The sequence below is a fragment of the Thermoflexus sp. genome (assembly GCF_042408365.1).
In the GTDB taxonomy this organism is placed as follows: domain Bacteria; phylum Chloroflexota; class Anaerolineae; order Thermoflexales; family Thermoflexaceae; genus Thermoflexus.
Genome location: NZ_JBHOQJ010000210.1, coordinates 1 through 25,060, shown reverse-complemented (window position 1 = coordinate 25,060; position 25,060 = coordinate 1). Strand labels below are relative to the sequence as shown.

The 25,060-nt window shown below is 62.7% G+C and carries 21 protein-coding genes; all 21 read left to right on the top strand.

The window, feature by feature from the left end; all coding sequences use genetic code 11:
- The first annotated feature begins 226 nt into the window (after window positions 1-226).
- The 21 genes from ACFMO5_RS09860 to sucD all read left to right on the top strand — a co-directional run bounded on the left by ACFMO5_RS09860 (window position 227) and on the right by sucD (window position 24,920).
- On the top strand, window positions 227-583 hold the full coding sequence (locus ACFMO5_RS09860) for an NADH-quinone oxidoreductase subunit A (RefSeq protein ID WP_376792578.1): 357 nt from the start codon (window positions 227-229) through the stop codon (window positions 581-583).
- 32 nt (window positions 584-615) lie between these two features.
- Window positions 616-1,836: an NADH-quinone oxidoreductase subunit NuoH gene (gene nuoH / locus ACFMO5_RS09855; RefSeq protein WP_376792577.1), complete on the top strand. Its 1,221-nt coding sequence runs from the start codon at window positions 616-618 to the stop codon at window positions 1,834-1,836.
- A gap of 25 nt (window positions 1,837-1,861) precedes the next feature.
- A complete protein-coding gene (locus ACFMO5_RS09850; protein ID WP_376792576.1) occupies window positions 1,862-2,362 on the top strand; it encodes an NADH-quinone oxidoreductase subunit J in 501 nt (166 codons plus the stop codon).
- Between the two features lie 202 nt (window positions 2,363-2,564).
- The gene (nuoK, locus tag ACFMO5_RS09845) at window positions 2,565-2,873 is read left to right on the top strand and encodes an NADH-quinone oxidoreductase subunit NuoK (protein WP_295448722.1); all 309 of its coding nucleotides are present in this window, start codon (window positions 2,565-2,567) and stop codon (window positions 2,871-2,873) included.
- 19 nt (window positions 2,874-2,892) lie between these two features.
- On the top strand, window positions 2,893-5,037 hold the full coding sequence (gene nuoL, locus ACFMO5_RS09840; RefSeq protein WP_376792575.1) for an NADH-quinone oxidoreductase subunit L: 2,145 nt from the start codon (window positions 2,893-2,895) through the stop codon (window positions 5,035-5,037).
- 34 nt (window positions 5,038-5,071) lie between these two features.
- Window positions 5,072-6,616 carry a NuoM family protein gene (locus tag ACFMO5_RS09835; RefSeq protein WP_376792574.1) on the top strand — a complete coding sequence of 515 codons (1,545 nt, stop codon included), beginning with the start codon at window positions 5,072-5,074 and terminating at the stop codon, window positions 6,614-6,616.
- Window positions 6,617-6,657: 41 nt separating this feature from the next.
- Complete coding sequence (locus ACFMO5_RS09830) at window positions 6,658-8,217, top strand: NuoM family protein (protein WP_376792573.1); 1,560 nt, start codon at window positions 6,658-6,660, stop codon at window positions 8,215-8,217.
- Window positions 8,218-8,249: 32 nt separating this feature from the next.
- Window positions 8,250-9,701: an NADH-quinone oxidoreductase subunit N gene (locus ACFMO5_RS09825; RefSeq protein ID WP_376792572.1), complete on the top strand. Its 1,452-nt coding sequence runs from the start codon at window positions 8,250-8,252 to the stop codon at window positions 9,699-9,701.
- A 220-nt stretch (window positions 9,702-9,921) separates the two neighbouring features.
- Window positions 9,922-10,215 (top strand): AtpZ/AtpI family protein, encoded by a 294-nt coding sequence (locus ACFMO5_RS09820; protein ID WP_376792571.1) that lies wholly within the window; start codon window positions 9,922-9,924, stop codon window positions 10,213-10,215.
- Between the two features lie 239 nt (window positions 10,216-10,454).
- A complete protein-coding gene (locus tag ACFMO5_RS09815; protein ID WP_376792570.1) occupies window positions 10,455-11,744 on the top strand; it encodes a F0F1 ATP synthase subunit A in 1,290 nt (429 codons plus the stop codon).
- 190 nt (window positions 11,745-11,934) lie between these two features.
- The gene (gene atpE / locus ACFMO5_RS09810; protein ID WP_088570111.1) at window positions 11,935-12,195 is read left to right on the top strand and encodes an ATP synthase F0 subunit C; all 261 of its coding nucleotides are present in this window, start codon (window positions 11,935-11,937) and stop codon (window positions 12,193-12,195) included.
- A gap of 34 nt (window positions 12,196-12,229) precedes the next feature.
- Window positions 12,230-12,964 (top strand): F0F1 ATP synthase subunit B, encoded by a 735-nt coding sequence (atpF, locus tag ACFMO5_RS09805; protein ID WP_376792569.1) that lies wholly within the window; start codon window positions 12,230-12,232, stop codon window positions 12,962-12,964.
- Between the two features lie 164 nt (window positions 12,965-13,128).
- Window positions 13,129-15,582: a DUF2298 domain-containing protein gene (locus ACFMO5_RS09800; RefSeq protein WP_376792568.1), complete on the top strand. Its 2,454-nt coding sequence runs from the start codon at window positions 13,129-13,131 to the stop codon at window positions 15,580-15,582.
- The gene (locus tag ACFMO5_RS09795; RefSeq protein WP_376792567.1) at window positions 15,579-17,264 is read left to right on the top strand and encodes a hypothetical protein; all 1,686 of its coding nucleotides are present in this window, start codon (window positions 15,579-15,581) and stop codon (window positions 17,262-17,264) included. The genes ACFMO5_RS09800 and ACFMO5_RS09795 overlap by 4 nt, the downstream gene beginning before the upstream one ends.
- 166 nt (window positions 17,265-17,430) lie before the next feature.
- Window positions 17,431-20,787: a flippase activity-associated protein Agl23 gene (locus tag ACFMO5_RS09790; RefSeq protein ID WP_376792566.1), complete on the top strand. Its 3,357-nt coding sequence runs from the start codon at window positions 17,431-17,433 to the stop codon at window positions 20,785-20,787.
- Between the two features lie 167 nt (window positions 20,788-20,954).
- Complete coding sequence (locus ACFMO5_RS09785; protein WP_376792565.1) at window positions 20,955-21,341, top strand: nucleotidyltransferase family protein; 387 nt, start codon at window positions 20,955-20,957, stop codon at window positions 21,339-21,341.
- The gene (locus tag ACFMO5_RS09780; protein WP_376792564.1) at window positions 21,338-21,823 is read left to right on the top strand and encodes a hypothetical protein; all 486 of its coding nucleotides are present in this window, start codon (window positions 21,338-21,340) and stop codon (window positions 21,821-21,823) included. The genes ACFMO5_RS09785 and ACFMO5_RS09780 overlap by 4 nt, the downstream gene beginning before the upstream one ends.
- A 213-nt stretch (window positions 21,824-22,036) precedes the next feature.
- A complete protein-coding gene (gene sucC, locus ACFMO5_RS09775; RefSeq protein ID WP_376792563.1) occupies window positions 22,037-23,203 on the top strand; it encodes an ADP-forming succinate--CoA ligase subunit beta in 1,167 nt (388 codons plus the stop codon).
- 12 nt (window positions 23,204-23,215) lie between these two features.
- Entirely contained in the window at window positions 23,216-23,599 is a 384-nt protein-coding gene (locus tag ACFMO5_RS09770; RefSeq protein WP_376792562.1) for a HEPN domain-containing protein, read from the top strand.
- On the top strand, window positions 23,574-23,921 hold the full coding sequence (locus ACFMO5_RS09765) for a nucleotidyltransferase domain-containing protein (RefSeq protein WP_376792561.1): 348 nt from the start codon (window positions 23,574-23,576) through the stop codon (window positions 23,919-23,921). The genes ACFMO5_RS09770 and ACFMO5_RS09765 overlap by 26 nt, the downstream gene beginning before the upstream one ends.
- A 120-nt stretch (window positions 23,922-24,041) precedes the next feature.
- Entirely contained in the window at window positions 24,042-24,920 is an 879-nt protein-coding gene (gene sucD, locus ACFMO5_RS09760) for a succinate--CoA ligase subunit alpha (protein ID WP_376792560.1), read from the top strand.
- Window positions 24,921-25,060: the final 140 nt, after the last annotated feature.

Here is a 25,060-nt window from a genome sequence, read left to right as displayed (position 1 = left end):
CCGGGCGCCTGGGGCGCCCGGATCCGCCCACAAAACCCTTTTGACCCCCCCCCCCCCGGCCCCCGGGGCCGTGGGGAGGGGAGATCATGGAGGTGGGGCCATCCGCTTGACCCGAACGGTGTGAGCGCTGAAAAGCCCTGCCTCAATCCATGACCGCCTTGCTCTCGCTTTAGACGCATGCTATAATCGCCACGTGTTTGTGATCTATGCAACAAGGAGGCAGGCCGTGCTTTATGGGTATGCTGTGGTTGGCCTGTATCTTCTGATGTCTGCGGCCTTACTGGGGGCCACACTGCTCCTCTGGTGGCTGCTTCGGCCGAAGAAGCCCAATCCTCTTAAGCTTGAGACCTACGAATGCGGCGTCCAAACCGTTGGTGACGCGTGGGTCCAATTCCGTGCCCAATACTATATCTTCGCCCTGATCTTCGTCCTCTTTGATGTGGAGGCAGTTTTCCTCTTCCCCTGGGCGGTAGCTTATAACCGACTGGGCCTGTACGCGGTGATTGAGATGGCGTTGTTCCTTCTTCTACTTTTAGGAGGATTGCTTTACGCCTGGCGAAAGGGCGCGCTGGAGTGGGTGTAGATTAATACGAATCTTGTCTCGTGAGGTCGCATATGGCCCAGATCTACGATTTTATTTATAACCTACTCCCATACCTCGGAGCCTGGCTGCACAGCCTGTTGCAGGGTCTGGGGCTTCCCGAGTGGGCGATTGCCCTGATCATCGGGCTCATTAAAGCTTTCCTCCTGGCCAACTTCGGCCTCATCGGGTTTGCCATTCTGACTTATGTGGAACGGAAGATCGTCGCTCGCTTTCAAGACCGCCTCGGCCCAAACGTGGCAGGCCCCTATGGGGTCCTGCAGCCGGTAGCGGATGGCATCAAGCTGCTCACAAAGGAAGATACGATGCCCGCAGGGGCCGACCGCTGGGTGTACAATTTGGCGCCGCTGATCATCGCCACGTGCGCTCTGGCGCCGCTTGTGGTCATCCCATTCGGCCCAGGGGCCATCGGGGCGGATCTGAACATCGGCGTTCTCTATGCCCTGGCGGTGGGGGCAGGAGCGCTCGTGGGCGTGCTGATGGCGGGGTGGGGCAGCAACAACAAGTATGCCCTGTTGGGGGCCTTTCGGGCGGTAGCCCAGCTGATCAGCTATGAGATCCCTTCCGTGCTGAGCGTTGTGGTGGTGGTGATGGTCGCAGGCACGATGTCCACCGTGGGCATCGTGCTCGCCCAAGATGTCCCCTATCTGTTGGTGCTCCCCTTGGCTGCGTTGGTCTTCTTGATGTCTGGAGTGGCCGAGGTCGGGCGGACGCCCTTTGATCTGCTGGAGGCGGAGTCGGAGATCGTCGCTGGCTTTCACATCGAATACAGCGGGATGAAATTCGCCCTCGTCTTCCTCGGGGAGTTCGTTCACGCCTTGGTGGTCTCTGCGCTCTTCGCCGTTCTCTTCCTGGGCGGATGGCGCGGTCCCTGGCTGCCGCCGTATCTATGGACCCTCATCAAGATCAGCGTTGGGATCTTCTTGTTCTTCTGGTTGCGGGCAACGCTCCCCCGGATCCGGATCGATCAGATGCTGAATCTGAATTGGAAGTTCCTGACCCCGTTGATGATCCTGAACCTCATCGGGGTCGCCTTGGTGGATAAAGGCCTGCGGGCGGCGGGGGTGAGCGGCGGCCTGTGGGCGGCCGGGATGGGAGCTTTTAACGCGGCGATGCTGATCGGCGCCCTGGCCTTACCGGCCTACCTGGGACATCGGGCGCGGATGGCGGCGATGGTTGCCGCCTCCGAGGAGGCGGAGGAATGGGAAGCCGCGGAAGCGGTGGCGGCTCATTAAATAGACTCGAAGGAGCGTGCAGGCGATGAGCATCATCGAGGCGGTTTTCATCCTGTTCGCGATCCTGACCCTGGGGGCAGGCTTGCTGACTGTCCTCAGCCGGCATCTTTTCCACGCGGTCCTCTATCTGATCCTCTCCCTGGTCGGGGTGGCCGGTCTCTTCATCCTCTTAGAAGCGGAGTTCCTGGCCGGGGTTCAGGTTCTCATTTATATTGGGGCGATCTCGATCTTGATTATCTTCGCCGTGATGCTGACCCGGGGGATGGCCCGGAACCCGGGACCCCCGCTGAACAACCAGAGCCTGGCAGCCGCTGTGATCGCCGGGCTCTTTTTTGTCCTCCTCGCTCCAGTGGTGGCGGGCTTCCCATGGCCTCAGACAGCCTCCGGAGTCCCAGCGGATGCCATCGAGGCCCTGGGCCGCTCCCTGGTGGACCCGAACCAATTCGCGCTGCCCTTTGAGTTGGCCTCCGTGATGATCCTGGCCGCGTTGGTCGGGGCGATTTTCATCGCCCGGGAGAAACGATAGCCAGTATCCTTGCGGGATAGGGCGGTGCCTACGGTCCGGGCCTGCGCGGTCGCTGGCTGGAAGGCCGATTCCTCTCCTTGGTGCTGAACTTCCCGCTCTCCTGTAGAGCGGAAGCAGAAAAGGCTTGGGATGGGAGCGGGATCGCCGCGGCGCGCAGCCCGAACCCGCTCGAACACGCTGCATCCGGCCTGGAGGTTCGCATATGGTTCCGTTGACCTGGTATTTGCTGGTGGCGACGGCGTTGTTTTGCATAGGCGTTTATGGGGTACTGGCCCGACGGAACGCGATCGCGATCCTGATGGCCATCGAGCTGATGTTAAACGCGGTGAACCTGAGCCTGGTGGCGTTCTGGCGGTATCTGCACCCCACCGCCACCACCGGTCAGGTCTTCGCTCTGTTTGTGTTGGTGGTGGCCGCTGCGGAGGCCGCTGCCGGCCTGGCGTTGATCATCAGCATTTATCGCAACCGCGAGACCGTTGATGTGGAGAACATCGACCTTCTGAAAGGCTAACCCTCCGAGGTGGAGACGGATGGAGACCCAGGGAACGCTTCTGCCCTTGCTGGTCGCTCTGATCCCTTGGCCGCCCTTCATCGCGTTCGGCCTGATCGCGTTGTTCACAAACCGTTGGAAGCGCCTCAGCCATACCCTCGCCATCCTCTCGGTGGCGATCTCCTTCGTCCTCTCCCAGATTGTGTTCTGGAATGCCATCCGGATGGAGCATCTGGGGGAGCAGCCAATCGCCATCCGCATCCCCTGGCTTCCGGTTGGACCTCGCCCTCTGGAGTTCGGGGTGCTGGTGGACCCGCTGGGAGCGGTGATGCTGTTTATGGTCCCCCTGGTTTCGCTCATGATCTTCATTTACAGCGTGGGGTATATGGCGGGGGACCCCCATTACAGCCGCTTCTTCGCGCTGCTTTCCCTGTTCGAAGCAGCGATGCTGCTCCTCGTGGTGGCCGACAACCTCCTGATGCTGTTCATCGGCTGGGAGGTGATGGGCTTCTGCTCCTATGCCCTGATCGGCTTCTGGTACCGGAAGCCTTCGGCTTACCGCGCCGCTGTGAAGGCCTTCATGACCACGCGGGTGGGCGACGTGCTGATGCTGCTGGGCATCGCTTACCTTTACGCCCAGACCGGGACGCTGAACTTCCACGATATCCTTCGCAGCCCGGAGACCTTGAAGGCGCTGGCGGAGACACCCTCTTATGTGGCCGGGCTCTCCGTAGCGGCCCTTGCCTCCTTGTTGCTTTTCGCCGGCACTGTGGGGAAGAGCGCGCAGTTCCCACTGCACGTATGGTTGCCGGACGCGATGGAAGGGCCCACGCCGGTCAGCGCGATGATCCACGCTGCGACGATGGTCTCGGCAGGTGTCTATACGACGATCCGCATGTTCCCGTTGCTCCAGGCGGGCCAGCACGGCCTGGGCGGGGAGACAGCCTTTTGGGTGGTGGCGCTCATCGGCGCGTTCACGGCGTTCATGGCGGCCACGATGGGGGTGGCCCAGAACGACATCAAGCGGGTGCTGGCGTATTCCACGATCTCCCAACTGGGCTACATGCTGGCTGCGGTGGGCATCGGCGCTTATGTGGCCGCAGCCTTCCATCTGCTGACTCACGCTTTCTTCAAAGCCCTCCTCTTCCTGGGCTCCGGTTCGGTCATTCACGCGGTGGAGCATGGACATCATCACGCAGGACATGGGCATGGCCATGAGGAGCCCTTCGATCCGAACGATATGTTCAATATGGGCGGCCTGGCCCGGCGCATGCCGGTGACCTTCTGGACCTTCGTAGCGGGCGGGCTGGCCCTGGCGGGCTTCCCCCTGATCACCGCCGGTTTCTGGAGCAAGGATGAGATCCTGGGGGAGGCTTTCCACGGCGCCTTTGAGAAGGGCGAGCTGTTGCCGCTGTTGGTCTTCCTGCTGCTGGCGGCAGCAGCGATCCTCACCGGCTTCTACACCATGCGGCAGATTGCTCTGACGTTCCTCGGGGAGCCTCGAACGGCCGCGGCGGCCCATGCCGAGGAGAGCCCGAGCTCGATGATCTTCCCCCTCGTCTTCCTGGCTTTCTTCGCCATCTTTGGTGGTTACGTGGGAGTACCGGAAGGGTTCCCTGGCTTGGCCGCGCTCACCGGGGGCAACTGGTTCCACGAGTTCGTCGGCGGAACCCTTTTGGAGCATCCTGAAGCGCTGCCATTTAATCCGATGCCGGTTGTGATCTCCTCCCTCATCGCCCTGACGGGGCTCCTGTTGGGCTGGGCCGTTTATGCCCGTCGACCCCTGGCCGCCGGCGAGCCCGATCCCCTGATCCGCCTCGGGCCGATCTATCTCTTCCTGAAGAATCGTTGGTATATCGATGATCTCTACCAGGTTGTGTTCGTTCGCCCGACGTTATGGCTGGCGGAGCGGGCCGTGGCCTTCTTTATGGATCGTGTGCTCATCGACGGCTTCCTCCACGGGGTCGCCGATGCGGTCTGGTCGATGGGAAGCGCATTGCGCCTTTTCGACCGGGTGGTGGTCAACGGCATCGGCGATGGGATCGGGGAGGCCGTGAAGGCTGCTGGGCGCGAACTGCGAGCGCTGCAGACCGGCCTGGTTCAGAACTATCTGCTGGTAGTGGTCCTGGGCATCCTGGGCTTCATCGTCCTTTACACCGTGGCCCCGATGTTCCGAGGGTTCTGAACAACCACTCCTTTCAATGTGGGGGGAACGAACGATGACGCTTTTCGGGCAACCGATTCCGATCCTGACGCTGATCACCTTCATCCCGTTGCTGGGCGCGGGGATCATTGCCCTGACTCCGCGGGACAGCATCCGTTTGCACCGGGGGCTGGCCGTCTTCTTCAGCCTGATCCCGCTCGCCCTGTCCGCCTGGCTTTGGCTGAACCTCGACCCCAACCGGCCCGGCTTCCAGTTCGTGGAGCGGACGGTGTGGTTCCCTCAGGTCAACGCCAGCTATTACCTAGGGGTCGATGGCCTGAGCGTCATGCTGATTTTTCTGACCGCCCTATTAACCCCCCTAGGGGTTCTGATATCCTTTAACATTACTGAAGATCCGCGGACCTATTTCGCGCTCTTTCTAGCTCTAGAGACCGGGATCCTGGGCGTCTTTGTCAGCCTGGACTTGTTGCTGTTCTTCCTGTTCTGGGAGCTGGGGCTGGTGCCGATGTATTTCCTAATTAACAATTGGGGGGCGCCCGAGCGACGACATTACGCGGCGCTGAAGTTTATCCTCTACACCATGGCCGGCTCCCTCGGGCTTCTGCTGGGCATCCAGCTGATCTGGGCGGCCCTGGGCGGAACCCAAGGGGGAACCTTTGATCTACTGGAGATCAGCCAGCGCTGGCCCGCCCTCCAAGGGACCCTGGTGGGGGTTCCTGTGGAGGTGGTGAAGGCGATCGTCTTCTGGGCCTTCGTGGTGGCCTTCGCCATTAAGGTGCCGGTGTGGCCCTTCCACACCTGGTTGCCGGATGCCCATACGGAAGCCCCGACGGCAGGGTCGATGATCTTGGCTGGGATCCTGTTGAAGCTGGGCGCTTACGGTTTCCTGCGCATTGTGTTCCCGCTCTTCCCGGCGGAATCCGCCCGTTTCGCCTTTGCCCTGGCCCTGCTCGCGACTGCCGCCATCGTCTTCGGGGCGTATGCCGCTTTAGGCCAGCGGGACTTCAAACGGCTGGTGGCTTATTCCTCGGTGAACCACATGGGCTTTGTGGTGCTAGGGATCGCTGTGGCCGGCTATGCCCTGGGCAACCCGGTGATCCGAGATCACGCGCTGATCGCCGTGAACGGGGCGGCCCTGCAGCTCTTCGCCCACGGCCTCTCCTCCGCAGCCATGTTCGCCCTGGTCGGGGTGGTGTATGACCGGACCCACACGCGAGACCTGGAGGCGTACGGCGGATTGTGGACGCGGATGCCGGTGTATGGGGGGATCCTGATTTATTGCGCGATGGCTTCGGTCGGCCTGCCCGGCCTGGCCGGGTTTGTGGCGGAGTATATGGTGGTGCAGGGGTCCTGGCCGGTGTTCACCGCCCTCACCGCGATCGCTATGCTGGGGCTGCTGATCACCGGAGCCTTTATTATGAAAGCGATCCAGAAGGTCCTCCACGGGCCGCTGAACCCCCGTTGGGCACGTCTGCCGGAGGTGAACGCGCGGGAGATCCTGGCGGTGGCCCCTTTGATGGCCTTGATGTTGCTCACAGGTCTGTGGCCGGCGTGGATTGTGCCCACCCTGAACGCTGCCCTGACGCGGCTATTCGGATGATCTGCTTCGGCTGTCCTGATCCCATCTCAGGAGCGTGAGGGATGACGATCCCATCGGTGCCCATCCCGATTCTCAGCTTCATTGTGTTCACACCCCTGGTGGGGGCGCTTCTCATTCTGCTGATCCCGCGCCATCAGAAGGAGGCGGCGCGGGTCTTCGCGGCCGCCGTCTCCGGTTTCACATTGCTGCTGGCTCTCTGGGCCTTTGTGGCCTATGACCGCTCCGTTGGGGGCTATCAATTTGTGGAGCGGATCTCGTGGCTGCCCCAGCTGGGGATCCACTACTATGTCGGTGTGGATGGGGTGAGCCTTCCTCTGGTCTTGCTCTCCGCCCTTGTGCTCTTTACCGGGGTGCTGGTGTCATGGAACATCGAGGATCGCCCCCATGAGCTGTTTGCCTTCATGTTGCTCCTGGCCAGCGGCATCATGGGAGTCTTTGTGGCCCGGAACCTCGTGCTGCTGTTCTTCTTCTACGAGATCGCCATCTTCCCCAAGTATTTCCTGATCGCCATCTGGGGCTCCACCCGTAAAGAATACGCGGCGATGAAGCTGGTCCTCTACACCCTGGTGGGCTCCATCATCGCCCTGGTGGGTGCTCTGGCCCTTTACTTCGTCTCTCCGATCCGCACCTTCGATATGGATGTGTTGCGGGAGCTCGCGGCCCGCGGCGCCTTCGCGCGGACCGTTGAGGTGTTCGGCCAGACGGTGCGTTTTGATTACCTCTGGTTCCTGCCGGTCTTCCTGGGCTTCGCGGTGACCGCCGGCCTGTGGCCGTTCCATAACTGGGTGCCCGATGGCCACTCCGCAGCGCCGACGGCGGGCTCCATGTTCCTGGCTGGGGTGGTGATGAAGGTCGGCGCCTACAGCGCGCTGCGGGTGGGGATTGAGTTGATGCCTGGGGGGGCGATCTATTGGCTGCCGGTGGTGGTCTTCCTGGCGGTGGTGGCCGCCCTTTATTCCGCGGCGATCTCATTGGTGCAGGAGGATCTCAAATACGTGATCGCCTTCTCCAGCATCGGTCATATGGCCTTTGTCACCATCGGGTTCGCGGCGATGAACACAACGGGCCTGACCGGGGCGGTGCTCCAGATGTTCTCCCACGGGGTGATGGCGGCGATCCTGTTCGCCGTGGTGGGGATGGTCTACGATCAGGCCCATACCCGCTACCTGGCCCACCTGGGCGGGTTCGCCCGGGCGATGCCCATGGCGACCCTGGGCTTCATCTTGGGCGGCCTGGTGGCGATGGGGATGCCGGGGTTCTCCGGCTTTGTGGCGGAATTCCAGGTCTTTGCGGGGATCTGGGCCGCTCGGGATACGGCGTGGTGGTATCCTTGGGTAGCGATCCTGGCCGTGCCCAGCATTGCCCTGTCGGCCGCCTACATCCTGCGGGCGCTCCAGGCCACCTTCTTCGGGGAGCTGGATCGGAGCCGATACCCCCATGTGCATGATGTGACCGTCTTGGACAAGGTGGCCATCGTCACGCTGGCGGTATGGTTTGTTCTGATCGGGGTCTTCCCACGGGTGATGACGGATTTGATCCAAACCGGTGTGGAACCCATCGCCGCCCTGCTGCAGGGGGCGATGGTCGCTTCCATCCGTTAGAGATCCCAGCGCACGTAGAGGAGGAGTGACCGATGGAGTTATCGTGGTGGGCGCATCTCTGGGCCGTCCTGCCGGAGATCGTGTTGGTGGGGGCGGCCGCTCTCATGATGGCGGTCGATGCGTGGCTTCCGGAGGGACGCAAGCGGGAGCTGGGCTATTGGGCCATCGGCGGGATGGCGGCGGCTCTGGGGGTGACCGGGATCCAAGCGGCTCAGTTCGTCGGCGGGACAGCAGTTCCTTATGAAGCCTTTGGGAGCTCCGTGCGGGCAGATTTGGCAGCGATGCTGTTCCGCGTGATCTTCCTGCTCTCCGGGATCCTCACGGTGGCCATCTCCATGGATTTCCGACCGCTTCGTCAAAGCGGCGAATACTATGTGCTTCTGCTGGCCTCCATCCTAGGGATGGGTCTCATGGGGGCGGCGGCCAACCTGGTGACACTGTATTTGGCGTTGGAGACGGTAGGGATCGCTCTGTATTTGCTGGCCGGATATCTGCGAGACACACCGCGCTCGGCGGAGGCCGGTTTGAAGTATTTCCTGTTCGGTGTTTTCAGCTCCACCATCATGCTTTATGGCCTGGCCCTGCTGTATGGCTTCACCGGGGAGATCGCTTACGCTCGAATCGCCCAGGCCATGGCCGGGTTGCCGGCTCCTGCCGCAATGGCCGCCCTCCTGCTGGTCCTGGTCGGCTTCGGCTTTAAGGTCTCCGCCGTTCCCTTCCACTTCTGGACCCCCGACGTCTATGAGGGGGCGCCGACGCCGGTGACGGCTTTCATCTCAGTCGCCTCGAAAGCAGCCGGGTTCGCGGTCCTGATCCGGGCGATGATCGAAGCGTTCCCGGCGGCTCAGGGAAATTGGGTGGCCATCATGGCGGCCCTCGCCTTTGTCACCATGACGGTGGGGAATCTCCTGGCCATCCCGCAGCGCAACCTCAAGCGGCTGCTGGCCTATTCCAGCATTGCTCAGGCCGGTTACATCCTGATCGGGATCGCCGCGGCCAGCCCGCTGGGGGTCGCCGCCTCGATCTTCTATCTGGGGATTTACACCTTAACGAATATCGCCGCCTTCGCTGTCGCCGTGATTATGACGAATGTGACCGGGAGCGAGGAGATCCGGGATCTGGCCGGGCTCTCCCGGCGTTCCCCGGGGCTGGCCCTGGCCATGCTGGCGGCCCTTCTCTCTCTAGGGGGGATCCCACCGCTGGTCGGTTTCTTCGCCAAGCTGTTTGTCTTCGCGGCCGCCATTGAGAGCGGGTTGCTCTGGCTGGCGATCGCTGGGGTGCTGAATGCTATGGTAGCGTTCTATTATTACATCATGGTAGCCCGGGCGATGTACGTGGACCGCTCGCCAGAGGAGGCGCAACCGGTCCCGATCTCCCGCCCGGCCCGTTTCACCCTCTGGTTTACGGTGGCTGGGGTGTTGTTGCTCACAGTGTTTGTATATCCTCTTTACCTGCTGGCTCAGCTGGCGGCTCAGGCCTTTTAAGGAGGGTGGGGTTCTTCCGCCTCCACTGGCGGGCGGGCCTCTGATTTGGTCGGGTGTGGCTATGAGGTAGGGGTATCCCTGGCTAGGAAAGTTGCTGAAGGGGCCTCTTCTCAAAAAACGCATCCCGCGGGTGAATTTTTAGATCCCGTCCTTGCCAAGAGCGAGAGGGGAAGATATCATATTAAGGCCGCCTTTTTGTGAAAAGGGGCACGTATAAAGGATGGCGATGAAAACGCCTGGGCGATGGTGGATCCGGGTCTGGAATCTGACGCTGGCGGGAGCGCTCTCCCAGATCGGCTTTATCCCAGTGGTCGCTGTTGTGGGCGCAATGCTTTGTGGCTTGTGGCTGGATTTCCGACTGGGAACCCGACCGGTTCTGACCGCTGCATGTATGATCGCGGGAGCGGCGTTGGGGCTAGTGGTGATGGTCCGCGCGGCGATGACCGCTGCCTCTCAATTCCGGATCGAGCCATCTGCTCAAAAGGAAAAGCCAAAATCTACGCGGGAGGACTAAGGATTCGTCGAGAGCCCCCAGTTCGCTCTAAAGTATTTGGGTGGGGAATTTCGGTAGGGTGCGGCCGTGGAATGGGGTGGGGTTTACCCGTGTAGGGGCACCCCTTGTGGGTGCCCCTACACGGGTAAACCGGTGGCAGGCACGAGGCCTATAAGGGTAGGCACAACGCATAAGGGCAGGCACACGGCCTGCCCCGACTCTGAAAAAGGGTCATCCTCACGGGAGGTTAGAACACGGCGATGGGCAAGTTAATCCGACGGATGGGCCCCTATTTGTTGCTGGGATTGATCGTCCTGCTTTCGTGCGGGGTCGGCAGTCAGGCGGCCTTCTGGCTGTTCGGCAGCCTGGGCGATCTCCTGCGGGGCGTGGGGACGACGTTCCTGGCCTCCGCAACAAGCCTCGTGGGGATCATCATTATTGATGCGCTGGTAATTGCCCTTGTCCTGTGGGGCTTGCGAGATGTCCGGGTGATTCGCTATTTCCAGACGCTGGTGATCGTGCCCTTAATCTTGGGTTTTGTGCTGGGGACCTCACTGTTCTTTGGCACGCTGGGGCAGGGGCTTCCAGTAATGGGCAAGCCGATCAAGGCGGTGCTTCCGGTGATCTTAGTGAAACCTGAGCCCTTGACCGGCCCCGTGCTCTTCGGGGCCCCGCTGACCAACACGATGGTCGCAATGCTCCTGGTGGATTTAGTGGTCCTGGGATTGGGGTTCCTGGCGGCCCGTCGGGCTGGCCCGCTTCCACCCCCGGTCCGCGGGTTGGGGATATTGGCGAACCTTTTGGAGTTCCTGATCGAGGCGCTTTATGAAAATCTGGCCAAGGTGGTTCTGGGCCATCGGGCCCGTCGGGTGTTCCCCCTCCTCGCCTCCATCTTCCTGATGGTTCTGACAGCGAATTGGATGGGCCTCGTGCCCGGGTTTGAGTCCATCGGCAAGGTGGAGCCCGCTCATGGCTCGGAGGGAGGCTACGCGGTGATCCATTGGGGTCCGCTTACCTTGCTGACCGCGGAGCCGGCGGCGGTCCCGGCGGAGGCCGCCGGCCACGAGGCCGAGGGCGGCGGGGAGCACGGCGAGGCGAAGGCGGAGGGATTCGTTTTAGTTCCTTATCTCCGCGCGCTCAGCACAGACCTGAACTTCACGGTTGGGCTGGCCCTGGTGGCTGTGTTTATGGTGCAGGTGTGGGGCGTTCGGGCCCTGGGGCCTGGCTACTTCTGGAAATTCTTTAACATCAAGGCCCTCCGCCATGGCTTTATGGGGGTGATCGAATTTCTGGTCAGCTTGCTGGAGCTGATCAGCGAGGTCGCCAAGATCCTCTCTTTCTCATTCCGACTATTTGGAAACATCTTCGCTGGCCATGTGTTGCTAGGGATCATGATGTTCTTGCTTCCTTTGCTGGTCCCAGCGATCTTCTACGGTTTGGAGATTTTCGTCGGGCTCATCCAAGCTTTCATTTTTATGATGTTGACAATGGTGTTTATCGCCCTAGCGACCGCTGGGCATGGGCAGGAGCCCTCAGAGGGTCACCATTAAACGCCCTGGTTCTGGAGAAAGTTTTCGATAAGGGGTGGACTGGGCCTTCCAGGAACTTCATCCCAACAGTGTTTTCGAATGCTCTCTCCTTTCTCTGCGGCTTTTCAAGCTGCGAAGAGAGGAGGGGGCTCGCCGGTGGTAACGCGTGGACTCTCTCCAAATCAAACTCAAACTTATCAGGAGGTTTAAGATGCTGGGGTTGATTTTAGCGCAGGAGATCCTCTCGCCGCAGGCTCTGAGCGTGCTGGGGGCTGGTCTGGCAATCGGCTTAGGAGCGTTGGGCCCAGGGATTGGAATTGGCCTTCTGGCCAGTGGGGCTTTGCAGGCCATTGGGCGCAACCCAGAGGCAACTCCCCAGATCCAGCTGAACATGATCCTGGCCATCGCCTTCGCGGAGGCGATCGCGATTTACGCGCTGGTCGTGGCGTTGTTGCTGAAGTTCGTGGCGTGATTCCCTCTTACCCTCGCGGTTCAGGAGGCTGGCTTTGGAGGCCCTTGGGATCAATCCGATCTATCTGATCGCCCAGATCCTCAACTTCCTGCTGATCTGGTTCCTTCTCTCCCGCTTCGTTTTCCCGCGGGTGCTGAAGGCGCTGGAGGAGCGGCGGGCCCTGATCGAGAAGGGGCTGGAGGATGCCAAGGCGGCGGAGCAGTTGCGGGCGAGCATGGCCGCCGAGCGCCAGCGGATCTTAGAGGAAGCTTTGGCGGAGCGTCAGCGGATCGTCGCTGAGGCGGTCCGCCAGGCGGAGCAGCAGCGAGCCCAAATCCTTTCCGAAGCCCGCGCGGAGGCACAACGGATCCTGGAGATCGCCCGCGAGGAAGCCGAACGGGAGCGGGAGCGGGTGCTTGGGGAGTTGCGAGCCCAGATCGCGGCCCTCGCTCTGGCCGCCGCCCATCGGGTCGTGGGCGACGCGCTGGACGAATCCCGTCATCGGCGCCTGATCAACGAATTCTTCACCACGGTTCCCTCAAAGGTCCTGGAAGAGCTTCGCAGCCTGAAAGGGGACCGGGTGGAGGTCATCAGCGCGATCCCACTTCAGGAGGAGGAGAAGGAAAGCATCCGGAAGGAGCTCTCCTCCCGCCTGGATTCTATGGGCGAGGTGGTCTTCCGGGTGGATCCCACGATCCTGGGTGGGCTGGTGATTCGGGTTGGCGATCGCGTGGTGGATGGCAGCGTGCGGACCCGGATGGAGGGGCTGCGGGCCGCGTTAATGGGTTAAGATGTTTCATCCGTGTTCCTCCTTTCTTTTCCCTTCGGGATTGCGGAGGGGCAGGGGACGTTGGAATGGCATCTCCTAGCCCCTCCCAAATAATCTCTTTTCCTCCCCGCGTCGCTTCGCAGCGTGAGGAGGGGGTGAGGAAGGAGCAAGGGGCTTGAACGGGAATGGTCGCAATCGCCCTGTGGTGGTTGCTCCTGCTGCTGATCGGTGGATCCACCTGGCCTTTGGCCTTCCAGGTGTTCCGCTCCCTTCCCGATCGTGGGCTGGCCCTGGCCCGTCCCCTCGGACTCCTACTAATCGCATTCGTCTGGTGGTGGGGCGGGAACCTGGGGCTCCTCCCGGTCTCTCAGGGAGGAGCCCTGGCCGCCTGGGGAGCGGTCCTGGCCTTCGGGCTTTGGTGGGCTCACCGATCCGGTGAGTCCCCCTGGCGCTGGCTTCGGGCCCATTGTAACTTAGTGCTCTTCTATGAGCTGTTGTTCGCCCTCGCCTTCCTCGGCTGGACGCTCTTCCGGGCCTACAATCCTGAGATCACCTACACGGAGAAGCCGATGGAGCTGGCTTTTCTCAACGCGGTGGTCCGGACGGAGCGTTTCCCCCCCCACGACCCTTGGCTCTCCGGGTTCGCGATCAGCTATTATTACTTCGGTTATGTGTTGCTCGGCTTCCTCACGGAGCTCTCCGGCCTGCCCACCCGCTTCGCGTTCAACCTCGGAGTTTCCTCCTGGTTCGCCCTCACATCCCTTGCCGCGGCTGGCCTCGGCTGGAACCTCTGGACCCTTTATCGGCCGGAACGCCTCCGTGCCGCTCGGGTGGCGGCGCTGCTCAGCGCCTTCTGGGTGGTCCTGGCCGGGAACGGGGAGGCGATCCTGGACCTGGCCCACGCGTGCGGCTGGATCCGCGATCCGGGGTTCTGGGGGTGGCTGGACATTCCAGAATTGAATACGCCGCCCCCTTCTCGTCCCTGGCCGGCGTGCTGGCCTCCTCGGGATCGGGTGTGGGCGTGGTGGCGGGCCTCGCGGGTGGTGCGTGATTACACGCCGGATGGCCAGCACCAAGAGGTCATCGACGAGTTCCCTCAGTTCAGCTTTCTGTTAGGCGATCTGCATCCCCATGTACTGGCGTTGCCGTTCACCCTGATGGCGATCGGGCTGGCTCTGGCCGCTTTCCAGGCCGCTCAACGATCCCCTGGCCTTTCCTCGCTCCAGGGGTGGCGCGCGCTCCTGGAATTCCTCCAAAACCATGGCCCACCGTTCTGGCTGCTGCCGATCGTCTTCGGCGGGTTAGCTTTCCTGAACACTTGGGATTTCCCAATTTACACGGGCCTCCTGCTGGCCGCCTGGGCCCTGGGCGCATGGGGAGCGGAGCGTTCATGGCGCTCTTTTCGCTGGGAAGTGATCGGCCTTGCGGGGGGCACTCTGACGCTCGGTGTGATACTGTATCTGCCCTTCTATCTGGGGTTTCGCTCTCAGGCCGGCGGGTTTCTTCCCAACTTTTATAATGGCACTCGCCTGCCGCAGTTTATGGTGATGTTCGGCTTTCAAGTGATCGGCTTGATCCTGGCCCTCTGGATAGACGCGATTCGCCAGTGGCGAGGGGAGGGGTGGGCTCTGGGGCGATGGGGGTGGAGGATATTCGGAGGGATGCTGGTCCTGGGGTTGGCGCCTGTGGCGCTGCTGGTGGGGATCTATGAGTTGGCCCGAGCGCTGCCGATTTCGATCCCTGCGCCGGTTTCTATGGATCAGCTTCGGCCGTGGGCGTGGGGGCGCCTGCTGGACGGAACGGTGATCGTGAACGGGAATCCGTTTCCGGGGAGCGGACCGTGGGTGCCGATGGTCCTGGCCGGGCTAGGTGCATGGGTGACCCAGTGGTGGAGGCGGGGAAGCGGAGTGAGGGCGTTTGTGGGTTTGCTCATCCTTTGGGGGGCCGCGCTGGCTTGGGCGGTGGAGTTCGTTTTCCTAAAGGATTTTTTCGGCACCCGCATGAATACGGTTTTTAAGTTTTACTATCAAACGTGGGTGCTTTGGAGCATCGCGTTGGCCTGGGGGACGGTTGCGCTCTGGGAATGGAGCGGGCGCGCGCGCCCGTTCCTTGCTGGCCTGTTTGCCAGCATGATCGCGCTGGCAGCTCTGTATCCCGCCCTGATGATCCCGATCAAGGCGGATTTCTTCGCCCGGCCACCGACGCTGGACGGCTATGCTCATCTATCCCGGTGGGCGCCGGATGATCTGGCGGCGATCGAATGGCTGAACCGGCATGTCCGGGGCACACCGGCGATCCTGGAAGCCCCCGGGTGGCACGGGATCTCCTTCCAGCCGGAGTTCGGGCGCTTCGCCGCTCACACCGGCCTGCCGACGGTGCTGGGATGGGCCGGGCACGAACATCAGTGGCGAGGCTCTTACGCTGAGATCGCCCGCCGGGAGCCCGACTTGGAGATCCTCTGGCGATCGGCGGACCTGGAGGCGACCCAGGCGCTTCTGGAGAAATACGGGATTGAGTATGTGATCATCGGCCGCACAGAGCGGGAGGAGTTCCCCCCCCAGGCCTTGCAGAAGTTTGAACGATTGATGGACCCGGTTTTCCGGAGCGGGGAGACGGTGATCTATCGGAGGCGGGAGTGACGGAAGGGCGAAACGGGCGCCAATGGTTTGAGGGATGGATCCTCGGAGGGCTTTTCGGCCTGGCCCTCCTGTTGCGGGGGTGGGAGCTGGGCCTTCGCCCGCCCACACCGATGGAGGCGGCCCAGGCATGGGCGGCGTGGCGTGGGGAGCCTTTGCCGCCCGGTGGCAGCCCGCTGTTGGCTGGATGGAATGCCACCGCTTTTGCGCTCTTCGGCACGGATGACGGCTGGATGCGCTCCGGCGCGGCGCTGGCGGGCGCCTTAACCGTGGTCGCCCTCTGGATGCTCCTGCGCCCCATCGGCCTGGCGGCGACGGTCGGGGCAGCGTGGCTGTGGGCGGTTTCCCCTACCGCTCTCATAGCCTCCCGCTTCCTGGACGGAGGGATCGTGGCCGCTGCGGCGTTGGCGGCGGCCCTGGCGGCCTGGCGCGCCCCCCATCCGTCCCGTTGGATTGGGGTTGCGGCCGCCTTGGGAATCGGGGCAGCGGCCGGCCCGGCGTTCTGGACCGGATGTCTGATGTTGCTTCCGATGTGGTGGCTCGATCCCCCTGAGCCTGCCTTCCCCCGCTGGCGGGCGCTGGGGCTCTTCGGGCTCACCGCGCTGTTCGCGGGGGCGTGGGGAGGATGGCGAGGGAGCGGGGCGAGGGAGACGGTGGAGGGCCTCTCGGCGTGGCTGGCGGGCTTCGCGCCTGAGGGCCTTCCCCTCTGGTGGAGCGCCGTTCCCACCTTCCTCCGCGCGGAGGCGCCGATTTTCCTGCTCGGGTTGACGGGGGGCATCCTGGCGGCGAGCCGCGGAGATCGTTTCCTGCTGGCGATGATGATCGGGGCGGGGATCGGGCTCGGCCTGCGCTTGGTGCGATGGAGCGCTCCGTTCACGGAGCACCCTGTCCTGTTACTCCCGTGGGTGGTGCTGGGCGCATATGCGCTCCAGCGAGTCTGGGAGGCTGTCCGCTCACAATGGCAGGGGCGATGGGTGGAGGTAACGGGAGCGGCCGCGCTGGGATGGATCGGCCTAGGGACGGCAGCGGTCTGGATGGCCTCGAGCTCCGCAATGGGAGAGGCCCGCTGGCTGGTCCTCGCCGGGGTGCTGGGGTTGTTCGGCCTTGGCCTCTGGGCCCTCGGCAGCTCGTTGGAGGCCGGCTCGGAGGCATCCCCCTCAGAGAGCTCAGATTCGCCATCCCCTCGCCCTCATGGAACATCTATCGGAAGCATCCTCCACGCATGGGCTCGAAACCCAGCGACGCTCGGGCTCGGGTTGTCCCTGATCCTCGCCATCGGGTTGGCCCAGATCGCGGGAGCTGTGGCCCTGATACGGCGGATGGATCCGGTTCCCGGTTTCTCCCAGCCGGCGATGGCCTCCCCAGCTGTGCGGGAGGTCGTGGCGGTGTTACGAGAGGAAGCGGTGCGCCGAAAGGAATGGCCCGGCGGGCTCTCGGTGGCGGTAAACGGGGAGCCGGAGGTCTTCTGGCGTTGGATCCTTCGGGGGTTTAAGGTGAAAATCGATCGAAGCCCGCTGGCGGCAGGGATGGAGGAGGATGTGTGGATCGCCCCGGAGGGCCTTGAGGTGCCACTCAAGCCGGAGCAATGGGTTGGGCGCCTGTTCCCGGCTATCATCGAGGGGGCCGGCGCGGCCAGGCCGGTAGAGCAACGCATGGTTCTTTGGATGCGGATTCCTGTTCCGTGAACCTGGACAGTCCCTTGGTCCTCCTTGGGAGGTCTGGGAAACGCAGACCCTTGATTTCCGCGGTCCATGAAGGCGTTTGCCCTGGTTTTCTAAAGGAGTCCATGAACGACCCAACTCTTGTGTTATAATCCGCATCTGGCTCCTGGACCCTCTGCGGAGCAGATGTATGGAGGCGACGATCCGCGTTTCCTCAGGATCCCGATGGCAGGCCTTATGGTCGGAGCTCACACCGCTGGAGCGCTGGGCGTATCCCGTGTTGTTCACGGCCGCCGCCTTCACCCGCCTGTGGCGCTTAGGGGAGCGGGTGATGAGCCACGATGAGAGCCTGCACGTCTACTACGCCTGGCAGTTGTTTCAGGGTCAAGGCTTCCAGCATACCCCTCTCATGCATGGCCCCCTGAAGTTCCACCTGGACGCATTGGCCTACTGGCTGTTCGGGGCAAGCGACTTCACCGGCCGTCTCCCCGTTGCCCTGGCGGGGATCGTCCTGGTGATGATGCCGCTCTTCATGCGCCGCTGGCTGGGGCGGTGGGGGAGCCTCATGGCTTCTTTCCTTTTCCTGGTTTCCCCGATGGTGATGTATCACAGCCGGTATATCCGGGACGAGGGCCTCATGGCCCTATGGGCGGTCCTCGCCGTTTGGATGATCTTCGCCTATTTGGAGACCCGGGAGGATCGTTGGCTGTATGGTCTGGCGGCCTCTGTAGCGCTTTTTTACACCACGATGGAGGCGGCCTTCATCTACCTTGCGATCTTCGGGCTGTTACTTTTCCTCGCCTGGTGTGCGGCGGTCCTTTTCGATCCTCGCTGCTCCTGGGAGGATCGTCTCTGGCTGGGGGCAGGAACCGGGTTGCTCGTGCTCGGGGGTGGGGCGACGCTGGTCGGGCTGGAGTCGGGTTCCCAGGGCATTCCCGGGGCGTTCGTCTGTAAACCGGAGGCCATCCCCCGTCATGGCCTTTGGCTGACCTTGGGGGGCGGCCTAGTCGCACTGGCTGGCGTGGGCATCTTGGGTTGGGTGCTGGCCGGGCGTTGGGGGCGCGCCCGGTTGCGGGAGCAGCCGGCCTTTGACCTGATGGTGGTCATCGGGGGGTTAAGCCTGTGGATGCTGTCAGCCGCGGGGCTGGTCTGGCTGAACCCCGTCTCCCTGTTGCTGTTCCAGCGGCCCTTCGCCCGCATGGCGCTGTTCGAAAGCGGGGCGTTCAGCGGCGTGACGGATGAGATGCTACGGGTGCTGGTGCTCTTCCTGGCCTTCGGCGCCCTGAGCAGCGGGCTGGGGATGGGGTGGGATATCCGGCGCTGGCCGATCCTCTTAGGGATCTTCTTCGGGATTTCGCTTCCCCTGTTCACTACGTTCTTCACCAACGGCGCCGGCATCGCCACCGGTTATATCGGCTCCTTGGGCTACTGGCTGGCCCAGCAGTGTGTCCAGCGGGGGAGTCAGCCGCTGTTCTATTATTTCGTCATTGCCCCCATGTATGAGTTCATGCCGATGTTGCTTGCGTTGCTCGCGTTGGGCTATTACCTGGGACGGTGGGTCGCCGACGCCACGATCCCTGATCGCCTGAGCTGGGCGTTCCGGGGGTTTTTAGGGGGGTGGACCGTTCTCTCGTGGGCCGCTTACACGCTGGCGGGGGAGAAGATGCCCTGGTTGACGGTCCACCTCACGGTGCCGATGATCATGTTGTCCGCTGTCTTCCTCCAGGACACGCTGGGGGCGCTGGACTGGGGGCGGTGGTGGCGGGGCGGAGGCGCCATCGCGGCCTTGCTGGCGGTGCCCTTCTCGGCCGCCCTCGTGGGGCTGGTGGACGCCTGGCCTCAGGCCCGTGCGGTGTTGCAGAGCGCTACGCTGCCATCCCTGACGGCGGCCAACCAAGTCATCGCCGCTGCGCTGGCGATGGCCCTTATCCTCGGCGTTTGGGGATACCTCGGCTCCCATTTGGGGCTCTCCGGCCTGCTGCAATCCTTCGCCCTGTTCCTCTTGGCTGCGCTGGCCTTCGCCACTCTCCGCGTTGCCTGGCGGTTCAGCTTCATCAACTACGACATGGCCCTGGAGCACGGCGTTTACGCTCACGGGGGCCCGGGGGTGAAGATCGCCATGCGACAGATCGAGGAAGTCGCCCAGGCCATCGGCCGGGATCAAACGGTGGTGGCCTATGACAACGACAGCTCCTGGCCGTTCTCGTGGTATCTCCGGGACTGGCGCCAGCGTTATTTCGGGGAAACCCCGCGGCGTGAGGATTTAGAATCCCCGATCCTCATCGTGGGCAGCGCCAACTGGTATAAAGTGGAAAACGTCCTTCGGAACACCCATGAGGCCTATCAGTACCATCTGATCTGGTGGCCGATGGAGGACTACCGGGAGCTTACCTGGGAGCGATTGAAGCGCTGGCTGCTGGATCCGGAGCGTCGGGCGGCGCTGTGGGACATCTTTTGGAACCGCGATTATACGAAATATGACCAGCTCACCGGCAAGCGGCACCAGGTCGATGTGTGGCCCCTCGCACATGACTTCAAGCTCTTCATCCGGAAGGACATCGCCGCAAAGGCCTGGCCGTTGCGTCCACAGCAGGCCGTGGCCCCGGCGGAATCCGATCCCTACGCGAAAGTTCATCGAGTGATCACCGCAACCCTTGTCATCGGCGGCCCAGGCGCGGAGCCCGGCCGCTTCAACGAACCTCACGATGTGGCCTTTGGACCCGACGGGACGATCTACGTCACCGATGGCCGTAATCATCGAATCCAGGTCTTCGCCCCGGATGGGCGCTTCCTCCGGGCCTGGGGCTCTTTCTGTGCCTTGTATGAGGCGGGACAACCTGGATGTGTGGATCCGGATGGGCCCGGGCAGTTCAATGAGCCTTGGGGCATCGCTGTGGCCCCCGATGGCTCCATCTATGTCGCCGACCTCTGGAACCATCGGATTCAACAGCTTGCCCCGGACGGACGCTTCCTTCGGGCGTGGGGAGGGTTTGCCCCGATATCCGAGGATCCCCAGGATCAACCCGGCCTCTTCTACGGTCCGAGGGAGCTGGCGGTGGTCGGCGACCGGCTCTACGTCACCGATACCGGGAACAAGCGGGTTCAGGTCTTTACCCTGGACGGCCGGTTCATCGCGGCATGGGGCGGTCCGGGGATCCTCCCAGGTCAGCTGGATGAACCGGTGGGCATCGCCGCCTTGCCCGATGGCAACCTGGTGATTGCAGATACCTGGAACCGGCGGATCCAGATCCTCACCCCCCAAGGGAGGCCCGTTCGATCGTGGCCCATTGCGGGATGGCTGGATCAATCTATCAGCACGAAACCCTATGTGGCGGTCGACGCCCGGGGGCGGATCTTCGCCACGGACCCCACGGGCTTCCGGGTTCTGGTGTTCGACGAACAGGGGAATCCTTTGATGAGTTTCGGCCAGTATGGAGAGGATGCTGCCTCCTTCCTGCTGCCCCAGGGGATTGCGATCGGCCCAGATGGACGGGTTTGGGTAGTGGATTCGGGAGGAAATCGGGTGATGGCGTTCCCGATGCCATGAGGAAGGGAGTCTTTCTTCCTCGCGTCTTTTTAAAGGATTTTTCACCTCCTCGCAGCCCCTTGGGCTGTGAAGGTTGGGAGAGCGCCTTCAAGGAAGCTTTTGCTCGCGATCGTGAAGGGGATCACGTGCTATAATTCGGGGCGGAGTTTCTCCCGGAAGAGCGATCGATGCCGAAGACGGCGGCGGATCTGACCCCTGAAGAGATGGAGCGTTACCGGGAAGCCTGGCGGCGGCGCTGGGCGGAGGAAGAGGCGCGTCGAGCGCAGCGTCAGGCGCGCGCTTGGGCGGTCGCACAAGAGGCCGCCGCCCTGTTGAAATCCCGCTTTGGGGCGCGTCGGGTGCGGGTCTTCGGCTCCCTGCCGACCGCTTGGTTCCACGAGCGCTCCGATATCGATCTGGCCGTGGAAGGCATCCCGCCCGATCGCCTTCGTGAGGCGGAAGCGGCCCTCGCGGATCTGGCGCCCGAGTTCCATGTGGATCTCGTCCCCCTGGAGGAGATCGGTGATGCGCCGCGTCTGCTCCGTCGAATCGAAGAAGAGGGGGTGGATTTGTGAGGACGGATATCCTGGTGTTGATTGGCCGCATCGATAGGGAGCTGGGGGATCTTCGCCGTGTGATGGAGCGCACCGTTCGCTTCCTACAGCACGCCCTTCAGAGCGAGGAGGAAGCTTATTGGGATGCGATTGCTCTCAATTTACATGGATTCTATTCCGGGGTGGAGCGTATCTTTTATGAGATCGCCCAGGTGGTGGATCGAACGGTCCCGGAAGGTCCTCGCTGGCATGAAGAGCTGCTGCGCCAGATGGGGGCGGAAATCCCCTCCCTTCGGCCGGCTGTCCTCCGCCGGAGCACGCAAGACTGTCTGGATGAATATCGTCGCTTCCGCTATGTTGTTCGACATGTCTACACCTTCGTGTTCGATCGTGCTCGACTCAAGCAATTGGCTCAGGATCTCCCCAAATGTTTTGAGGAGGTTTCCCAGGATCTGGAAACTTTCCGAGAGTTCTTAAATCGCCTGCATGCTGAGACTTCATAGGGACAGGTGGCCGCCGAGGGCGGCCCCATCCATCTCAAAATCCTTCTGTTTGTCTGCCCAAGTGGATCTTGGACAAGCTTGTTCATCCCTCCCAATGCAGGGGATTTTGGGGTGGGTGGGGCTTATCCCGCACAAGGAGCGGGCCTGGATGAGAAGTCGGGTTGTCCGTTTTTTCAACGGTCCGATAAGACATTCACGTCGGAGGGAAAACGGATGAAGCTCCACGAATACCAATCCAAGCAGCTTTTCGCCCGGTATGGGATCCCGATCCCGCGGGGGAAGGTGGCGGCCAGCCCGGAGGAGGCTCGGGCGATCGCCAAAGAGCTGGGGAAGCCGGTCGTGGTGAAGGCGCAGGTTCTGGTCGGCGGGCGAGGCAAGGCCGGGGGGATCCGCCTGGCGCGCACCCCGGAGGAGGCGGAACAGGTCGCCGAGCAGATCCTCAGCATGACCCTCAAGGGCCTGCCGGTACGCCGTGTGCTGGTGGACGAAGCCGCCGAAATCCAGGCGGAGCTCTACCTGGGCCTGGTCATCGATCGCGCCCGGCGCCGGGTGGTGGCGATGGCTTCGTCCGCCGGCGGCGTGGATATCGAGGAGGTCGCCCGGACCACCCCGGAGAAAATCGCGCGAGTGGTCATCGAGCCCGAGCTGGGCCTGCGGGAATACCAGGCCCGAACGCTGGCCGCGGGGATCGGCTTGGATCGCGCCCTCTGGACTTCCTTCGCCCAGATCGCGTTAGGCCTTTACCGCTGCTTTGAGGAAAACGATGCCAATCTCGCTGAAATCAATCCGCTGGCTATCGTGCCTGGACCCGCGTTGCTGGCTCTGGACGGCAAGGTGATCATCGATGATAATGCCCTGTTCCGGCATCCTGACTTGGCTGCGATGCGGGACGAGGATGAAGAGACACCGACCGAGCGGGAAGCTCGGAAATATGGGATCAGCTACGTGCAGCTGGATGGGAACATCGGCTGCATGGTCAATGGGGCAGGCTTGGCCATGGCGACTATGGACATCATCCAGCTCTACGGGGGCCGCCCGGCCAACTTCCTGGACATCGGGGGCGGCGCGAGCGCCGAGCGGGTGGCAGCTGCCATGCGCTTGATCCTCTCGGATCCCAATGTGAAAGCGGTGCTGATCAACATCTTCGGGGGGATCACCCGCTGTGATGAGGTCGCCCGGGGGATGCTCGCCGCCTTCGAGATGGTCCGCCCCCAAGTGCCCGTGGTGGTCCGGCTGGTCGGCACGAACGAGGAGGAGGGGCGGGCCATCCTTCAGGGGGCCCAGGGCGTCTCCCTGCACACGGCGACCACCTTGGTGGAGGCGGCTCAGTTGGCCGTGCGGTTGGCTGGGGGTGGAAATCATACTGAGATGACCTCTTGACGTGAGGGCAGGATGAACCGCTGGCGGGATTGGTGGAAGCAGGCCAGGGCCGGCCTGCGGCACGCCCGGGAGAGCGTGCAGCTGGAGGATTACGCGTGGGCCTGGTTCGCCGCGCAGCAGGCGTCCGAGGAGGCGCTGAAGGCCCTATATCTAAAGCGGAACCAGATCGCTTGGGGTCATTCAGTGCGTCTCCCGCTGGAGCAGCTGGACGAGGCGATCCCGGAAGAGCTTCTGGAGGCGGCCCGTATTTTGGACAAGTATTACATTGGCCCTCGCTATCCGAACGCCCACCCAGCAGGCGCACCCGCTGAGCTTTACACCCGCCGCGAGGCTCTTGAGGCGATCCGACTTGCGGAGGAGATTTTGAATTATGTCCGTTCGGATATGGAAGGTTGATCAGGAGCGGGTTTGGGCGGGCCTGGAGCGATGGCTGAGGGAGGTCATCGAGCCCGCTCCGGAGGTTCAAGAGGTGTGGCTGTTCGGTTCTTACGCACGAGGCGAGGAATGGCCTGGAAGCGATGTGGATCTGTTGGTGGTTGTGCGGGAGGTGTACGAGCCTTTCACCGAACGGGCGCTGCAATATACGCCGCTTCGCAGCGGCCTGCCTTTGGAAATCTTTGTCTACACAGAAAAGGAGGTGCGAGATCTGGCTCAACAGCCCGGTTCGATTGTCTGGATCGCGATGCGCGAGGGCCGGAAAATCTGGGCACGCTCCTGACCCCATAAGGCGAAGGAGTTGTTTCCTCCCGGGGAGGATCCGGGAGGGCGAACCAAGGGCGTGCGCGGTGGAGTATGAAGCCTGTGCCCAATTCGTCATCCCTCAAGAGGAGCGAATGCTATGAGCATCCTGATCAACCGGAACACCCGTGTGGTGGTGCAAGGGATTACCGGTCGGGAGGGCCAGTTTCATACCCAGCAGATGCTGGAATACGGCACCCAGGTGGTGGCGGGGGTCACGCCGGGTAAGGGCGGACAGTGGATCTTGGGGGTGCCGGTCTTCGATACAGTGAAAGAGGCGGTGGAGGCCACCGGGGCGAACTGCTCGGTGATCTTCGTCCCAGCCCGCTTCGCCCCAGACGCCATTCTGGAGGCGGCCGATGCAGGGATCCCTCTGATCGTATGCATTACGGAGGGCATCCCGGTTCAAGATATGATCCGGGTTCGCGCGTATTTGGATCGAAAGGGGGTTCGGCTCATTGGCCCGAACGGCCCTGGTCTGATCACCCCGGGGGAAAGCAAAGTGGGGATCATCCCGGGCCATATCACCCGGCCAGGACCGGTGGGGATCGTCTCCCGATCAGGGACGCTGACGTATGAGGTGATCGCCGCGCTGAGCCAACGAGGGGTTGGACAGAGCACCTGCGTAGGGATTGGGGGCGATCCGATCCCGGGGACTAATTTCGTGGAAGTTCTGGCGATGTTTGAGGAGGACCCCCAGACCGAGCATGTGGTGCTGATCGGCGAGATTGGGGGCACGGAGGAAGAGCGGGCGGCGGATTTCATCGCCACCAAGATGAGCAAGCCGGTGACCGCTTTCATCGCAGGGCGCACTGCTCCTCCGGGCAAGCGGATGGGCCATGCCGGCGCAATCATTGAGGGTGGAACCGGCTCCGCGGCCGAGAAGATCGCCAAACTGGAAAGCGTGGGCATCCCGGTCGCTCGCCATCCTGAGGAGATCGCGGAGATCGTTGCCGCTCGGTTAGGAGTCCGCGCATAGCCGCCTTCTCTGCTCCCAATCCCCACTTCGGACTTCCCTTCCCCCCAAGGGCGGAAAGCGGCGAGGAGGGGGAACGAAAAACCCCCGTGGGGGTTGAGGGGCTTCACCGGGGATTTCTGTGGGCTGTGGGCCGCCGAAGG

Bases quoted from the DNA above. Each gene is read 5' to 3' on its own strand.
- ACFMO5_RS09820 (WP_376792571.1), top strand. From the start codon at position 9,922: ATGGCGATGAAAACGCCTGGGCGATGGTGGATCCGGGTCTGGAATCTG.
- nuoK (WP_295448722.1), top strand. From the start codon at position 2,565: ATGGTTCCGTTGACCTGGTATTTGCTGGTGGCGACGGCGTTGTTTTGC.
- atpE (WP_088570111.1), top strand. From the start codon at position 11,935: ATGCTGGGGTTGATTTTAGCGCAGGAGATCCTCTCGCCGCAGGCTCTG.
- nuoH (WP_376792577.1), top strand. From the start codon at position 616: ATGGCCCAGATCTACGATTTTATTTATAACCTACTCCCATACCTCGGA.
- ACFMO5_RS09800 (WP_376792568.1), top strand. From the start codon at position 13,129: ATGGTCGCAATCGCCCTGTGGTGGTTGCTCCTGCTGCTGATCGGTGGA.
- ACFMO5_RS09815 (WP_376792570.1), top strand. From the start codon at position 10,455: ATGGGCAAGTTAATCCGACGGATGGGCCCCTATTTGTTGCTGGGATTG.
- nuoL (WP_376792575.1), top strand. From the start codon at position 2,893: ATGGAGACCCAGGGAACGCTTCTGCCCTTGCTGGTCGCTCTGATCCCT.
- ACFMO5_RS09850 (WP_376792576.1), top strand. From the start codon at position 1,862: ATGAGCATCATCGAGGCGGTTTTCATCCTGTTCGCGATCCTGACCCTG.
- sucD (WP_376792560.1), top strand. From the start codon at position 24,042: ATGAGCATCCTGATCAACCGGAACACCCGTGTGGTGGTGCAAGGGATT.
- ACFMO5_RS09835 (WP_376792574.1), top strand. From the start codon at position 5,072: ATGACGCTTTTCGGGCAACCGATTCCGATCCTGACGCTGATCACCTTC.
- ACFMO5_RS09825 (WP_376792572.1), top strand. From the start codon at position 8,250: ATGGAGTTATCGTGGTGGGCGCATCTCTGGGCCGTCCTGCCGGAGATC.
- ACFMO5_RS09830 (WP_376792573.1), top strand. From the start codon at position 6,658: ATGACGATCCCATCGGTGCCCATCCCGATTCTCAGCTTCATTGTGTTC.
- ACFMO5_RS09790 (WP_376792566.1), top strand. From the start codon at position 17,431: ATGGAGGCGACGATCCGCGTTTCCTCAGGATCCCGATGGCAGGCCTTA.
- ACFMO5_RS09785 (WP_376792565.1), top strand. From the start codon at position 20,955: ATGCCGAAGACGGCGGCGGATCTGACCCCTGAAGAGATGGAGCGTTAC.
- sucC (WP_376792563.1), top strand. From the start codon at position 22,037: ATGAAGCTCCACGAATACCAATCCAAGCAGCTTTTCGCCCGGTATGGG.
- ACFMO5_RS09765 (WP_376792561.1), top strand. From the start codon at position 23,574: ATGTCCGTTCGGATATGGAAGGTTGATCAGGAGCGGGTTTGGGCGGGC.
- ACFMO5_RS09770 (WP_376792562.1), top strand. From the start codon at position 23,216: ATGAACCGCTGGCGGGATTGGTGGAAGCAGGCCAGGGCCGGCCTGCGG.